The sequence below is a fragment of the Cellulomonas fengjieae genome (assembly GCF_018388465.1).
Classification (GTDB): domain Bacteria; phylum Actinomycetota; class Actinomycetes; order Actinomycetales; family Cellulomonadaceae; genus Cellulomonas; species Cellulomonas fengjieae.
In genome coordinates, this window is the sequence record NZ_CP074404.1 from 1,329,246 (window position 1) to 1,343,672 (window position 14,427).

Consider the following 14,427-nt stretch of genomic DNA (forward strand, 5'->3'; position numbering starts at 1 on the left):
GGCAGGACACGAGCGGACGAGGAGGCTGGGCGATGGCGGCCGAGCGGTTCTTGCGGTCCGACCGCGCACCCGCACCCCGCACGCTGCTGGACGTCCTCGCGGCGACCGTCGTGGCGCACGGGGAGGAGCCGGCGATCGACGACGGCAGTGCGGTCGTGACCTACCGGGAGCTGGCCGAGGCGGTCCGCGCGGCCGCGGGCGGGCTGACGGGTGCGGGCATCGGTCCCGGGGACCGCGTCGGTCTCCGCATCCCGTCGGGGACCGCCGAGCTGTACACGGCGATCCTCGCGGTGCTCGCGGCGGGGGCCGCGTACGTACCGGTCGACGTCGACGACCCCGACGAGCGTGCCCGGACCGTGTTCCGGGAGGCGGGCGTCGCGCGGATCCTCACCGAGGGGGACCTGGCCACCCTGCGCACGCCGACCGAGCCGCTCGGCCCGGCTCTCGACGACGACGCGTGGATCATCTTCACCTCCGGCTCCACCGGTGCGCCGAAGGGCGTGGCGGTCACCCACCGGTCGGCGGCCGCGTTCGTCGACGCCGAGTCGCGGCTGTTCGTGCAGCAGTCGCCGCTCGGTCCGGGCGACCGCGTGCTCGCGGGCCTGTCCGTCGCGTTCGATGCCAGCTGCGAGGAGATGTGGCTCGCGTGGGCGAACGGCGCCTGCCTGGTCCCGGCGCCGCGCGCGCTGGTGCGCACGGGCATGGACCTCGGGCCGTGGCTCGTCGCCCAGGGCATCACCGTCATCTCCACCGTGCCCACGCTCGCCGGGCTGTGGCGCACCGAGGAGCTGGCGGGGGTGCGGCTGCTCATCTTCGGCGGCGAGGTGTGCCCGCCGGAGCTCGTGGCGCGGCTGGTGGGCGACGGTCGCGAGGTGTGGAACACGTACGGGCCCACGGAGGCGACCGTCGTCGCCTGCGCGGCGCTCCTCACCGGTGACGGGCCGGTGCGGATCGGCCATGCGCTCGACGGGTGGGACCTCGCCGTGGTCACGCCCGACGGGACGCAGGTCGAGGAGGGCGGGCTCGGCGAGCTGATCATCGGCGGCGTCGGGCTGGCCCGGTACCTCGACGCCGCGAGGGACACCGAGAAGTACGCACCGGCCGAGTCCCTCGGGTGGGACCGGGCGTACCGCAGCGGCGACCTGGTCCGCTACGAGGCCGATGGGCTGCTGTTCGTCGGGCGCGCCGACGACCAGGTGAAGGTCGGTGGCCGCCGGATCGAGCTGGGTGAGGTCGACTCCGCGCTGCTCGGGCTGCCCGGCGTGGCGGGAGCGGCGGCGGCCGTCCGGCGGACTCCGGCGGGGACGTCGGTGCTCGTCGGCTACCTGGTGGCCGGCCCCGGCGTCGAGCTGGACCTGGTCGACTCCCGGCGACGGCTGATCGGCTCGCTGCCGGCCGCGCTGGTGCCGCTGCTGGCGCCGGTGGCGTCCCTCCCGACCCGTGGGTCGGGCAAGGTCGATCGCGACGCGCTGCCGTGGCCGCTGGCACGCACCCACGGGGAGTCCGAGCCCGCCGCCGGGCTGACCGCGACCGGCCGGTGGGTGGCGGAGCGCTGGACGGCAGCGCTCGGCGTCGCGGTCGCGGGACCGGGCGACGACTTCTTCGCGGCCGGTGGCGGCAGCCTCCTGGCCGCGCAGCTGGTCGGCGCCCTGCGCGAGCGCTTCCCGACGGTCACCGTGGCCGACGTCTACGAGTACCCGCGGATCGAGGACCTAGCCCGCCGGCTCGAGGAGTTCGAGCCCGCCGTCGCCGCCGAACCACGGGTGGTCGAGCCGACCCCGCTCCGGGCGCAGGTGCTCCAGACGGTGCTCGCTATCCCGCTGGCCGCCCTGGTCGGCCTGCGCTGGCTCACCTGGCTCCTGGCGGCGGACGCGGTGCTCGTCGCGACGACCGGCGCCGCATGGGTGCCGGTCGTCCCGGGCGTCTGGTGGTGGGTGGCGCTCGGGTGGGTGGTGCTGATGAGCCCGCTCGGCCGGATGGGGAGCACCGTGCTCGTCGCCCGCACGCTGCTGCGCGGGCTGCAGCCGGGACGCTATCCGCGGGGCGGGTCGGTGCACCTGCGGCTCTGGTTCACCGAGTCCTGGGCGGCCGCCGCCGGCGCGGAGAACCTGTCGTGCGCCCCCTGGACCGCCACGTACGCCCGTGCGCTCGGGGCCACGGTCGGTCGCGACGTCGACCTGCACGCGCCGCCGCCGGTCACCGGGCTGCTCACCCTCGGCAACGGGTGCTCCGTCGAGCCCGAGGTGGACCTGCGCGGGCACTGGTTGGACGGCGACGTGCTCCGGGTCGGTCGGGTGCGGATCGACGAGCGCGCGACGGTGGGCACGCGCAGCACGCTCGCCCCCGGCACCCGCGTCGGTGCCTGGTCCGAGGTCGCCCCCGGCTCGGCCGTCCTCGACTCGGTGCCTCCCGGTGAGCTGTGGGTCGGCTCGCCCGCGGTGTTCGACGGGCCCTCCCGGCGGCACTGGCCCAGCGACCGGGCGCCCCGGGCGCGCCGGTGGGTCGCGATCTACGCAGCGACCGCTGCCGCGCTCGCGGCGCTGCCCGTCGTGGCCGGTCTCTGCGCGCTGCTGGTGGTCGGGGTCGGGCTGCGCGGCGCGACGACGGCGAGCGAGGGCGCGTCCGACGCGCTGCGCGCCGTGCCACTGGCCGCGATCACGGCGGTCGTGGTGCTCGCCGCGGTCACGCTCGTGGCCGTGTGGCTGTTCGGCCGCGGGGTCCGCGAGGGCTACCACGCGGTGCACAGCCGGGCGGGCTGGCAGGTCTGGGCGACGCTGCGGCTCATGGACGACGCACGCAGGACGCTCTTCCCGCTCTACTCGAGCACGGCGACGCCCGGCTGGCTCCGGCTGCTCGGCGCGGACATCGGCCGGGACGTGGAGGCGTCGACGGCGCTCATGCTCCCCACGCTCACCACGGTGGGGGACGGCGCATTCCTGGCTGACGACACCCTCATCGGGTCCTACGAGCTCGGTCACGGCTGGCTGCGGGTCGAGCGGAGCAAGGTGGGTAAGCGCGCGTTCTTGGGCAACTCGGGGATGATCGCCCCCGGCCGCCGGGTGCCCAAGCGCGCCCTCGTCGCGGTGCTGTCGGCGACCCCCGAGGATGCGCGGGCGGGCACCAGCTGGCTCGGGTCGCCGCCCGTGCGGCTGCGGCGGACCGCCGGCGAGCCCGACGACGCCGGCACCTTCGCCCCGCCGACGCGACTGCGGGTGGCCCGCGCGTTCGTCGAGCTCTGCCGGATCGTGCCCGTGATCTGCACCGTGGGGCTGGGCGTGCTCGTGCTGCTGGCGCTGCAGGCGGTGCTGGACGCCGGGGGTCTCGCGACGGCAGCGGTGCTGTCGCCGTTGGTCCTGCTGGCTGCCGGCGTCGTCGCGTGCACCGTGGCGACGGCGGCCAAGTGGCTGTTGGTCGGCCGCCTGCGCCCAGGCGAGCACCCGCTGTGGAGCTCGTTCGTCTGGCGCAACGAGCTGGCCGACACGTTCCTGGAGGTCGTCGCGGTGCCCTGGCTCGGGCCGGCTGCCGTCGGCTCGCCCGCGCTCACGGCCTGGCTGCGCACGCTCGGTGCCCGGATCGGCCGCGGGGTCTGGTGCGAGACCTACTGGCTGCCCGAGGCGGACCTGGTCGCGCTCGGCGACGCGGCCACGGTGAACCGCGGGTGCGTGCTGCAGACCCACCTGTTCCATGATCGGGTGATGAGCATGGACACGGTCGAGCTGGGACGGGGTGCGAGCCTGGGGCCGCACGGGGTGGTGCTGCCGGCGGCGAGCCTGGACGACGGCGCCCGCGTGGGTCCGGCGTCGCTCGTGCTGCGCGGGGACACCATCCCGGCGGGATCGCGCTGGACCGGGAACCCGGTGGCCCCGGCGTGACGCAGCCGCCCGAGGACCCGTACCTGCCGGGCCGGCCGGACGGCGGCATCACGGTCGACCGGTACGAGCTCGAGCTCGACTACCGGGTGGCCACCAACCGGCTCGGCGCGCGCGCGGTGGTGCTCGCCCGTGCGGCCCGTCGTCTGGACCGCGTCGCGCTGTCCCTGGCCACCGGCCTTCGGGTCAGTCAGGTCCTGGTCGGCGGTAAGGGTCCCGAGCGGTGGACGCACCGTGACGGCCGGATCGCGATCCGGCTGGGCCGGGAGGTGGCGGCCGGCACGAGCCTGCGGATCGAGGTCAGCTACGGCGGGCAGCCCGGACCCGTGCGCGGGCCCTGGGGCGAGGTCGGGTGGGAGGAGCTCCAGGACGGGGTTCTCGTGGCGGGTCAGCCCGACGGCGCGCCCACGTGGTTCCCGTGCCACGACCACCCGGCGGACAAGGCGACCTTCTCGGTGTCCGTCAGCGCGGAGGTCGGCTACGAGGTGCTCGCCAACGGGAGGTTGGTGTCGCGCACGCCGCGGGCCGGGCGCGTCCGGTGGGTGTACGAGCAGCCGGAACCCATGGCGCCGTACCTCGCGACGCTGCAGATCGGCCGCTACGTGCGGGTGGGCACGGCAGCCGGCCAGGTCCTCGTCCCTCCCCGGCTCCGCACGGCTGCCCTGCACGACCTCGCGCGGCAGCCGGAGATGGTCGCGCTGTTCGAGGACCGGTTCGGGCCGTACCCGTTCGGCGGCTACTCGGTCGTGGTGACCGACGACGTCCTCGAGATCCCGCTCGAGGCGCAGGGGCTCGCCGTGTTCGGGGCGAACCACATGGACGGTCGCCGGGGGTCGGAGCGGCTGGTCGCGCACGAGCTCGCGCACCAGTGGTTCGGGAACAGCCTGACGGTCGCCCGGTGGCGGGACATCTGGCTGCACGAGGGCTTCGCGTGCTACGCCGAGTGGTTGTGGTCGGAGCAGTCGGGTGGGTGGTCGGCCGATCGGCACGCGCGGTTCGCTCACGCCCGGCTGACGGCGCTGCCGCAGGACCTGGTCCTGGGAGACCCGGGCCCGGACGGGATGTTCGACGACCGGCTCTACAAGCGGGGCGCGCTCACGCTGCACGCGCTGCGGTGCACGGTCGGGGACGACGCGTTCTTCGACATCCTGCGGACGTGGACCGGGCGCTTCCGGCACGGCACCGTGAGCACCGAGTCGTTCGTGGAGTGCGCCTCAGCCGTGGCGGGTCGGTCGCTGGTGCTGCTGGTCGATACGTGGGTGTACCGGACGGCGCTGCCCCCGTTGCCCACCGCCCGCCCGGCGCTCAGCGCCGACCGGCCAGCTGCACCCGCGTCACCCGGACGCTGACCGGTCCGTGGGCGCGCAGCGCCAGTGCGCCGAGCACCTCCTCGACCGGGTCGAGGTCCTGCAGGTGCCACGGACCGCCCAGCGCATCCGCCGGCGCCTCCTCGATGCGCGGGGGCTCGTCGCCGGGGCCGAGGACGAGCGTGCGGGGGTCGACGTCGAGTCCCCGCCCGGCCGCCTTGAGCAGCGCCTCCTTGCGGGTCCACGTCCTCAGCCGGGCCTCGTCGTCGACGGGGCGCGCCTCGGTGCCGGCGAGCACGACGTCGTCGAACCCGCCGAACACCCGGTCCGCACGGCGCTCGACGTCGATGCCGACCGCGCCCGCGCGGGTGGTCGCGACGACGACGAGGCCGGTGGTGCGGGCGAGGCTCAGGTGCGGGGTCGGTGTCCGGCGCACGTCGTCGGGCACGGTGCGCCACGACGCGCTGGGGCGTCCGTGCGCGCGGCTCCCGCAGCGGGGGCAGTGCCGGTGGAGCTCGACGGCACCGGCGTCGAGACCCGCCCAGGAGCCGACGGCGGTGCGCGCCAGCACGAGCGACGACGCGACCGCGTCGCGCGACTCCTCGTTCTGCACGGCCGCGGCGCGGTCCCGCTCGCCGAGCGTCAGTACGTCCGCGAGGGCCCCGACGGGGACGGTGCGCGCCCAGTGCACCGTGACCGGCAGGGTGGCGTGGTCCACGGGGATCATCCTGCCTGGTCCCGTGGTTAGGGTGAGTGACGACCGAGGGCCCCACGAAGGAGTGCTGCATGGCAACGATCACGTCGAACGGCTTCACGGTCGGCTATGCGGCGATGTTGGAGCAGTTCCATCCGCGTGAGGCGGTGGAGCTGTCGGCGTATGCCGAGGCGCACGGGTTCTCTGGCGTGATGGCTGCGGATCATTTTCAGCCGTGGGTTCCCGCCCAGGGGCAGGCCGCGTTCGTGTGGAACGTGCTGACCGCGCTGGGGGAGCGCACCACCGGCGACATCGGCCCCGGCGTCACCGCGCCGACGTTCCGGTGGCACCCCGCGATGGTCGCGCAGGCGTCGGCGACGCTCGCCGCGATGTACCCCGGGCGGCACTGGCTGGGGCTCGGCTCCGGCGAGGCGCTCAACGAGCACATCGTGGCCAACTACTGGCCCGAGGCGCCTGAGCGGATCAACCGCATGTTCGAGGCCATCGAGATCATCAAGAAGCTGTTCACGGCGTCGTTGGCGGGCAAGGACGTCAAGCACGCGGGGCCGTTCTACAAGCTGGAGTCCACCCGGTTGTGGACGATGCCCGAGGTCGCCCCGGAGATTCTGGTGGCCACTGCCGGGCCGGTGACGGCCAAGCGCACGGGTCGGCTGGCGGACGGGATCATCACGGTGGGGGCGCCGTTGGAGAAGATCTCGGGACTGTTCGGCAAGTTCGCCGAGGGTGCGCGCGAGGCCGGCAAGGACCCGGACACGATGCCGAAGGTGCTCCAGCTGCACCTGTCGTGGGCCGAGACCGACGAGCTGGCGCTCGCGCACGCGATGCACGAGTGGCCCAACGGCGGCATGAAGTTCCCGAAGGCGGACATCCGCTCGCCGTTCGACTTCGAGCAGATGGCCAGGCTGGTGCGCCCGGAGGACTTCGACGGGCGGATGGTCATCTCCGCGGACCCCGATGTGCACCGTGCGGAGATTCAGAAGTACGTGGACCTGGGGTTCGATCGGATCTATCTGCACAACGTGGGACGCAACCAGCGCGAGTGGATCGAGGTCTTCGGCCGCGACGTGCTGCCGAAGCTGGCCCGATGAGCGAGCTGCGCGTCTGGGCACCCGACGGGCTGGCGGAGATCGCGCCGGGCGACGACCTGGTCGCGTTGCTGGCCGACCTGCTGCGCGACGACCCCCCGGTCGACGGGGACGTGCTGGTGCTCACCAGCAAGGTCGTGTCCAAGGCCGAGGGGCGCGTCGTCCGCGCGGAGAATCGTGAGCAGGCGATCACCGACGAGACCGTGCGCGTGGTCGCCACCCGCGAGCACCCCGGCGGCGTCACCCGGATCGTGGAGAACCGGCTCGGCCTGGTGATGGCCGCGGCCGGGGTCGATGCGTCGAACACGCCCGAGGGCACCGTGCTGCTGCTGCCGGTCGACCCCGACGCGTCCGCGCGGCGGATCCGCGCCGGGCTGTCGGCCGCGTTCGGCGCGCTCCTGGGCGTCGTCATCACCGACACCGCCGGGCGGCCGTGGCGCCAGGGGGTCACCGACATCGCGATCGGCGCCGCCGGGCTCGTGGTGCTCGACGACCTACGCGGGCAGGTCGACTCGTTCGGCCGGCCGCTGGTCATGACGCAGGCCGCCGTCGCCGACGAGATCGCGTCGGCCGGCGAGCTGGTCAAGGGCAAGGCCGAGGGGCGGCCGCTCGCGGTCGTGCGCGGGCTGGGTCACCTGGTGACCGTCGAGGACGGCCCCGGGGCGCGTGTCCTCGTGCGGCTGGGCACCGACGACATGTTCCAGCAGGGCAGCGCCGAGGCGTACTCGCAGGGCTGGAAGGACGCCCTCAGGGACCAGCGGTAGCCCTCGCCGCCGCCTTGGCGGCCTGCTTCGTCGCGCGGACCTCGCCCAGCGAGACGGGGTCGGTGACGTCCGCGATCGACCGGCGGGCACCGGGCTCCCCATAGGCGCCGGCTGCCTCGGCCCACCCGGCCGGCTGGACGCCGCGCTGCTTGCCGAGCAGCGCGAGGAAGATCCGCGCCTTCTGGTCGCCGAAGCCCGGCAGCGCCTTCAGCCGCTTCAGCACGGTCGGCCCGTCGGGGTCACCGTCGGTCCACAGCCGCGTGACGTCGCCGTCGTAGTCCTCGACGATCGCCGCAGCGACGGCCTGGATGCGGCCGGCCATTGAACCGGGGTAGCGGTGCACCGCGGGCGGCGTCGCGCACAGGGCCGCGAACTGCTCGGGATCGGCGTCCGCGATCCGGTGGACGTCGAGGCCGCCCATCCGGTCCGCGATCTTTGCGGGACCCGCGAACGCGGACTCCATGGTGACCTGCTGGTCCAGGAGCATGCCGATGAGCAGCGCGAACGGGTCGTCGGTCAGGAGCTGGTCGGCGGTCGGGTCGCCGGTGAGCCACAGGGTCATGACGGCATCCTCTCGCGAGTGGGGGAGGATGCGCCCGTGCGATGGGTCGTGGTGGTGCCTGTGAAGCCGGCCGCCGAGGGCAAGACGCGCCTGGCCGGGGCGTTGTCCGCGGCGTCGAGGGCGCGTCTGGTGCGGGCCATGGCGCTCGACACCGTCGGTGCGGCCGAGGCGGCGGCGGGTGTTCTGCGGGTCGTCGTCGTCACCGCGGACACCGAGCTGCGCGCGCTGCTGGGTGCGTCCGTGGACCTCGTCGACGAGCCGGGCGGCGGGCTGAACGCCGCGGTCGGTGCCGGGATCGCCCGCGCGCGGTCGCTCGGGACGGGGGTCGCGGTCCTGCTGGGGGATCTGCCGGCCCTGCGTCCCGCGGACCTCGCGGACGCGCTCGACCTGGCAAGTGCCCACGACCGCGCGATGGTGGCCGACGCGGAGGGCACGGGCACCACCCTGCTCACGGCCCTGCCGGGACTGTCGATCGACCCACGGTTCGGGGCGGGCTCGGCCGCGGCGCACGAGCACGACGGCCACGTGCGACTGGCGGTGCCGCCGACGTCGACCCTGCGGCGTGACGTCGACGTGCCGGACGACCTCGTCGAGGTGGAGCGCCTGGGGGTCGGTCCGGCGACGCGCGCCGCCCTCGACCAGGCCTGATCACCGGGCTCACCGCCAGGCACCCCCCGCATGTGTGCTTGTCGTCACACCCGGCGCTGTCGCCTGCCGGCACCGCTAGCGTGCGACGCATGACGGGCCGGGGGATCTACGTCGAGACCCACATCGCCGCGCCCGTCGACCGGGTGTGGGCCCGCACGCAGGACCCCGACGAGCACGTGCGGTGGGACGTGCGCTTCACGCGCATCGTGCCCACGACCCCGACGGCCGGCGGCGCCACCCGCTTCACGTACACCCGCCGCACCCCGTTCCGCACGGTCGCCGGGGACGGGGTCAGCATCGGCGAGTCGACCCGCCCCGACGGCACCCGGACCTCGGCCCTGCGCTTCGCGACGACCGACCCGCTCTCGCCGATACGGTCCGGCCGCGGCTACTGGCGGTACGCGCCGGACGACGACGGGACGCGCTTCGTCACCGGGTACGACTACCGGCCGGGCTGGGGTCCGGTCCTCGACCGGATCGTCCGTCCGCTGCTCGGGTGGGCGACAGCCTGGAGCTTCGACCGCCTGCGCATCTGGGCGGAGCGGGACGAGCCGCCCGAGCAGTGGCCGCTGCACAGCGTGCTGTGGGTCTGGCGGCCGGAGCGACCGCGCGCCGCCCGGTGCCGTCGCGCGCCCGTGCACGGCCGGCGGCGCGACGACCACCTGCGCGACGCGCCAGGCACGCTCGCCACCCTGCCCGAGCCGGAGGAAGCACGATGACGTCACTGTTCGAGCGCGCGATGGGCGACGCGTTCTTCGACCTGCACCCGATGATGCAACGCCGGTTCGGGGTAGGCCTCGACAGCGGGGAGGCGTGCGTCGGCACCGGCGTGATGTCGCAGATCCGGCTCGGCCCGTGGTGGACCAGACCGTTCCTCCAGCTCGGCCGGGTCCGCAACGTCCTCATCCCCGACGGCGGCACCGACGTGCCGTTCTCGATCGAGAACTACCCGTACCGCGACCCGCTCGGCCGGGAGACGGTGACGTTCGTCCGCGAGTTCGACGTACGGGGCCAGCGGCGTCGGTTCGACGCGACGATGGTCGCGCACGACGGCAAGGTCCTCGACTACCTGGGTACGCACCAGCACCTCGCCGTCGACCTCGAGCTGCGCGCCGACGCCGACGGCGGCCTGCGACTCACGTCGGGCGCCCAGCGCTTCTACGAGGGGCCGATCGGCTTCGGGTTCCCGCTGGCGCTCAGCGGCCGCGCGGACCTGCACGAGTGGTACGACGACGCCGCCGAGACGTTCCGTATCGAGCTGGAGGTCGTCAACGACCGGTTCGGGTTCCTGTTCGGTTACCAGGGGGCGTTCACGTGCGCCTGGGAGCCGGCTCTCGATGCGCCCGACCGGCTCAAGCCCCGACGGCACGAGCGCCGGACCTGACTAAGGGACCCGGCCGACGAGGGCGAGCGCCTCGGCGGCGATGCGTGCGGTCGTCGGCACGTCGGTCATGAGGGTGGGCACCGCGTGCGCCGCCCAGCCGTCTGCCCGGAGGGCGTCGGCCGCGTCGGCGTCCCGCTCGTCCACCAGCCACGCGTCGAGGATCCCGTCGGGACGGTGGCCGTAGTGGCGCGCCACGGCGAGCGCGCTGGTCTCGACGCCGATCGCCGTGAGGCACACGTCGGCCATCCCGCGCACGGGTGCGCCGCCGATCACGGGGCTGATCCCGACGACCGGGGCCGCGGTGGCGCGCACGGCGTCCCGGATACCGGGGATCGCGAGGATGGTGCCGACCGAGACGACGGGGTTGGACGGCGGCAGCACGACGACGTCGGCACCCGCGAGGGCGTCCAGCACGCCGGGGGCCGGGGTGGCCGACGCCAGGTCGGTCTGCACGAACCGCGCCGCCGGCAGGGTCGCCCGATGGCGCACCCACCACTCCTCGAAGTGCAGCTCGCGCCCGTCCGCGAGCACGACGTGCGTCTCGACCTCGTCGTCGGTCATCGGCAGGAGCCTCACCCCTGGCTGCCAGCGTTCCGACAGCCGGGCCATGACCTGGGAGAGCGGCAGGCCGGCGCGCAGCAGCTCGGTGCGGGCCAGGTGTGTCGCCAGGTCGAGGTCGCCGAGCGTGAACCAGTCCCAGCCGAGACCGTAGGCCGCGAGGTCGTCGCTCACTCGCCGGGACTCGTCGCGACGGCCCCAGCCCTGGTCCTCGTGCACCGCGCCGCCGAGCGTGTACAGCAGCGTGTCGAGGTCGGGGCAGACGCGGACGCCGTGCAGCCACAGGTCGTCGCCGGTGTTGGCGACGACCGTGATGTCGGCGTCGGGCAGCAGCGCGCGCAGCCCGCGCGTGAACCGGGCGCCGCCGACTCCGCCGGACAGCACGGTGACCTTCACGACGGACCCGCCGGCTCGTGGAACGCGATGACGGGGCGCCCGGTGCGCGGGTGCACCAGGATGTCCGCCTCGACGCCGTAGACCTCGCGCAGCAGGTCGGGGCGCAGCACGTCGGCGGGGTGGCCGGCCGCGGCGAGGTGACCGTCGGACAGCACCAGCACGTGCTCGCAGAACGCCGCCGCGAGGTTCAGGTCGTGCAGGGCGGCGACCGTCGTGGTGCCCAGGTCCCGCACGAACGCGAGCAGGCTGAGCTGCGCGCTGACGTCGAGGTGGTTCGTCGGCTCGTCGAGCAGCAGGAGCTCGGGCTCCTGGGCCAGGGCGCGGGCGATCTGGACGCGCTGACGCTCGCCGCCCGACAGCGACGACCAGGCGCGCTCCGCCAGGTGGTCGGCCCGGGCGCTGACCAGGGCGCGGTCCACGGCGGCCTCGTCCGGATCGGTGCCCCACAGGCTCCGGTACGGGATCCGACCGAGGGACACGACCTCGCGGACGGTCAGCGGGACGGTGCTCGTCGACTCCTGCTCGAGCAGCGCGATCCGCTGCGCGCGCCCCTTGCGGGGCAGGTGGTGCACCGGGGTGCCGTCCTCGACCAGCACGCCGCCCTTCTCGGGCGGCAGCAGGCCGGCGATCAGCCGCAGCAGCGTCGTCTTGCCCGCGCCGTTGGGGCCCAGGAGTCCGGTGAGGTGGCCGGCGGGGGGAGTCGCGTCGATGCCGTCCACCACCCAGCGGCCACCGAGGCGGGTGCCGACGCCGTCGAGGGTCAGGTCCATGCCGACCCCTTCCCGCGGCGCAGCAGGTAGGCGAAGACGGGCACACCGATGAGTGCGGTGACGATGCCGACGGGCAGCTCGCGCGGGTCGAAGACGGTCCGGGCCAGGGTGTCCGCCCAGATCAGGAACACGGCACCGCTGAGCGCCGCGACGGGCAGCAGCCGGCGGTGCGCGGGCCCGGTCAGCGACGAGACGGCGTGCGGCAGGATCAGGCCGACGAAGCCGATCGCGCCGCTGACGGCCACCATCGCACCGGTGAGCAGCGCGACGAGGGTCATCAGGGTCCAGCGCGTGCGGTCGACGTCGATGCCGAGGGCCGCGGCGGAGGTGTCACCGAAGGCGAACGCGTCCAGGCGAGTGGCGCTCAGCACGAGGACGGTCCCGACGACGAGCACGGCGATCCCGGCGATCGCGACCGACGCCCACGTCGCGCCCGCCAGGGACCCGAGGAGCCAGTTCAGGATCTCCCGGTAGGAGTCGCCCGTGGCGGTCCAGAAGATGACGAAGCTGGTGCCCGCGGCGGCCATCTGTGACACGGCCAGGCCCGCCAGGACGGTCCGGCCGGGGGACAGGGTGCTCCCCGAGCGGGCGAGCGCCAGGGTCGCGACGAGGGCCAGCAGGGCGCCGGCGAACGCCGCGACCGGCAGCAGCAGGCCCACGCCGACCACCAGCACCGCGACCGCCCCGAGCGAGGCGCCCGACGACAGGCCCAGCAGGTAGGGGTCGGCCAGCGGGTTGCGCGTCAGGCTCTGCATCACCGCGCCGGCGAGGGCGAGCCCGGCGCCGACCGCGCCCGCGGTGATGACGCGGGGCAGGCGCAGGTCCCACACGATCGCGTCGTGCAACCGGGGGACGGCGTCGACCGGCAGGCCGAGGTGGCCGGCGATGCTGCGGGCCACCTCGGCGACGCTCAGGTCGGCGGGCCCGATGGTGACCGTGACCAGGACGGTCACCACCAGCGCCGCCAGCCCCGCGAGGACCAGTAGCGTCAGGGGCGTGCGGGCCTTCACCCCAGCTCGGCGAGCTGGTCGGCCAGGGAGGCGACCGCGTCGGCGTTGCGCACGCCGGCCTCGCCCGCCGCGAACGGCACGGTGAGGTAGCGCTTCTGCTGGACCGCCGTGAGCTGGCTCGTGGCCGGGTTGGCCTCGAGCAGGCCGATCTTCTTCTCCGCGCTGTTCCAGGCGGCGTCGACGAGCACGATCACGTCGGGGTCGGCCGCGACGACCTGCTCCCAACCGGCCGACGTCCAGCTGTCGTGCACGTCGGCGAAGATGTTGGTCAGCCCGGCGGCGTCCATGATCATCTGCGGTGCGCCGATGCCGGCACCCACATACGGGATGTCCGACCCCGAGCTGTACCAGAGCGCGGTCGTCTCCTCGGTGGGCTTCTCGACGCTCGCGAGCGTGGCGTCCTGCTGCGCGACCAGCTCCTCCGCGCGCCCCGGCACCCCGAAGATCGCGGCGACCTCGCGGATCTCGTCCGCGACCTCGTCGAACGTCAGGGGGTCGGGCACGTAGCCCTCCGCCTGGCAGGCGGCGGGGGACACGTACGTGGTGATCCCCAGGTTCTGCAGGGTGGCACGGTGGCCGGCGCCGTCGGCCGAGAAGTTGGACTCCCACCCGCCGTAGACGAAGTCCGGGCCGAGGCCCAGCAGGGCCTCCTGCCCGGGAACCTTCTCCGAGACCACCGGGATCTCCTCGTACGCCGTCGCCTGGTCCTGCGGCACCGGACCGTCGGCGAACGCCGTGCCGATCATCACGTCCTGCAGGCCCAGGGCAAGGAGCATCTCCGTGGCGGTGGACTTGATCGTGACGACCCTCTGCGGCGGCGCGGTGAGCGTGACCTCGGTGCCGCAGTTGTCGAGCGTGACCGGGGTGTAGCCCTCGCTCGCCGTCGTGGTCGGTTCTGCCTCCGGGGTGCTCTGCGAGGAGCACGCCGCCAGGGCGAGCGCGACGACGGTGCCTGCGAGGACGAGACGGGTGCTGCGCATTCGAGACGGCTCCGGGGGTTCTGCGGTGGGCACGCGGCAGCGGGTTGCACGCGGGCAGGGGTGGGGTGCACGTCGCACCTCCGGAGGGCCGCCCAGATCCGGGCGGCGCGACCCGGCCACAACCGGTCGGGTTCCGCGCACAGAGTAGGCCTGGGGGGTGGCGGGTCGGCAAGTGGAGGGTCTGGTCAGGCGGCGAGCGCACCGCCGCTCGTCGGGGCGCGCTGTGGGCGAGCTCAAGGCGCGCCGGGTCCGAACGGTCGGGCAACGCGGCGGCGGATCAGGCGGGCTGGTGCGGATTCATCGGCTCCGAGGCTTGATGTCGCCCGGCGCTATCGGTAACATCGAACACATGTTCGAAGACGGCGTGGGCGGGGATCCG

13 protein-coding genes are annotated in these 14,427 nt (G+C 74.4%); 7 read left to right on the top strand and 6 right to left on the bottom strand.

The window, feature by feature from the left end; genetic code table 11:
* Nucleotides 1-32 precede the first annotated feature (32 nt).
* Both KG102_RS06175 and KG102_RS06180 read left to right on the top strand, forming a co-directional pair.
* Nucleotides 33-3,872 carry a Pls/PosA family non-ribosomal peptide synthetase gene (locus KG102_RS06175; RefSeq protein ID WP_208289248.1) on the top strand — a complete coding sequence of 1,280 codons (3,840 nt, stop codon included), beginning with the start codon at nt 33-35 and terminating at the stop codon, nt 3,870-3,872.
* Nucleotides 3,869-5,218 carry a M1 family metallopeptidase gene (locus tag KG102_RS06180; RefSeq protein ID WP_208289247.1) on the top strand — a complete coding sequence of 450 codons (1,350 nt, stop codon included), beginning with the start codon at nt 3,869-3,871 and terminating at the stop codon, nt 5,216-5,218. The genes KG102_RS06175 and KG102_RS06180 overlap by 4 nt, the downstream gene beginning before the upstream one ends.
* Here KG102_RS06180 and KG102_RS06185 read toward each other — a convergent pair.
* A complete protein-coding gene (locus KG102_RS06185; RefSeq protein WP_249667492.1) occupies nt 5,175-5,894 on the bottom strand; it encodes a 4'-phosphopantetheinyl transferase family protein in 720 nt (239 codons plus the stop codon). The genes KG102_RS06180 and KG102_RS06185 overlap by 44 nt on opposite strands.
* 68 nt (nt 5,895-5,962) lie before the next feature.
* Here KG102_RS06185 and KG102_RS06190 point away from each other — a divergent pair, with 68 nt between their 5' ends.
* Nucleotides 5,963-6,979, top strand: a complete 1,017-nt coding sequence (locus tag KG102_RS06190; RefSeq protein ID WP_208289246.1) for a TIGR03557 family F420-dependent LLM class oxidoreductase — start codon at nt 5,963-5,965, stop codon at nt 6,977-6,979.
* Complete coding sequence (locus KG102_RS06195; protein WP_208289245.1) at nt 6,976-7,740, top strand: coenzyme F420-0:L-glutamate ligase; 765 nt, start codon at nt 6,976-6,978, stop codon at nt 7,738-7,740. The genes KG102_RS06190 and KG102_RS06195 overlap by 4 nt, the downstream gene beginning before the upstream one ends.
* Here KG102_RS06195 and KG102_RS06200 read toward each other — a convergent pair.
* Nucleotides 7,724-8,302 (bottom strand): HhH-GPD-type base excision DNA repair protein, encoded by a 579-nt coding sequence (locus KG102_RS06200; RefSeq protein ID WP_208289244.1) that lies wholly within the window; start codon nt 8,300-8,302, stop codon nt 7,724-7,726. The genes KG102_RS06195 and KG102_RS06200 overlap by 17 nt on opposite strands.
* 36 nt (nt 8,303-8,338) lie before the next feature.
* Here KG102_RS06200 and cofC point away from each other — a divergent pair, with 36 nt between their 5' ends.
* The 3 genes from cofC (at nt 8,339) to KG102_RS06215 (ending at nt 10,334) form a co-directional block, all read left to right on the top strand.
* Nucleotides 8,339-8,950 (top strand): 2-phospho-L-lactate guanylyltransferase, encoded by a 612-nt coding sequence (cofC, locus tag KG102_RS06205; RefSeq protein WP_249667493.1) that lies wholly within the window; start codon nt 8,339-8,341, stop codon nt 8,948-8,950.
* A gap of 89 nt (nt 8,951-9,039) precedes the next feature.
* The gene (locus KG102_RS06210) at nt 9,040-9,669 is read left to right on the top strand and encodes an SRPBCC family protein (protein ID WP_208213970.1); all 630 of its coding nucleotides are present in this window, start codon (nt 9,040-9,042) and stop codon (nt 9,667-9,669) included.
* A complete protein-coding gene (locus tag KG102_RS06215; RefSeq protein WP_208213969.1) occupies nt 9,666-10,334 on the top strand; it encodes a DUF4166 domain-containing protein in 669 nt (222 codons plus the stop codon). Before KG102_RS06210 ends, KG102_RS06215 begins: the two co-directional genes overlap by 4 nt.
* On the opposite strand, the gene cofD is transcribed toward KG102_RS06215, so the two are convergent.
* Genes cofD through KG102_RS06235 form a run of 4 tightly spaced genes read right to left on the bottom strand, consistent with a single transcriptional unit; the run spans nt 10,335 to nt 14,048 of the window.
* Complete coding sequence (cofD, locus tag KG102_RS06220) at nt 10,335-11,288, bottom strand: 2-phospho-L-lactate transferase (RefSeq protein ID WP_208289243.1); 954 nt, start codon at nt 11,286-11,288, stop codon at nt 10,335-10,337.
* Nucleotides 11,285-12,058, bottom strand: coding sequence for a putative F420-0 ABC transporter ATP-binding protein (locus KG102_RS06225; RefSeq protein WP_208289242.1), 774 nt, complete (start codon nt 12,056-12,058; stop codon nt 11,285-11,287). The genes cofD and KG102_RS06225 overlap by 4 nt, the downstream gene beginning before the upstream one ends.
* Nucleotides 12,049-13,068, bottom strand: a complete 1,020-nt coding sequence (locus KG102_RS06230; protein WP_208213966.1) for a putative F420-0 ABC transporter permease subunit — start codon at nt 13,066-13,068, stop codon at nt 12,049-12,051. The genes KG102_RS06225 and KG102_RS06230 overlap by 10 nt, the downstream gene beginning before the upstream one ends.
* Nucleotides 13,065-14,048 (bottom strand): putative F420-0 ABC transporter substrate-binding protein, encoded by a 984-nt coding sequence (locus tag KG102_RS06235; protein ID WP_208289241.1) that lies wholly within the window; start codon nt 14,046-14,048, stop codon nt 13,065-13,067. The genes KG102_RS06230 and KG102_RS06235 overlap by 4 nt, the downstream gene beginning before the upstream one ends.
* Between the last annotated feature and the right edge of the window lie 379 nt (nt 14,049-14,427).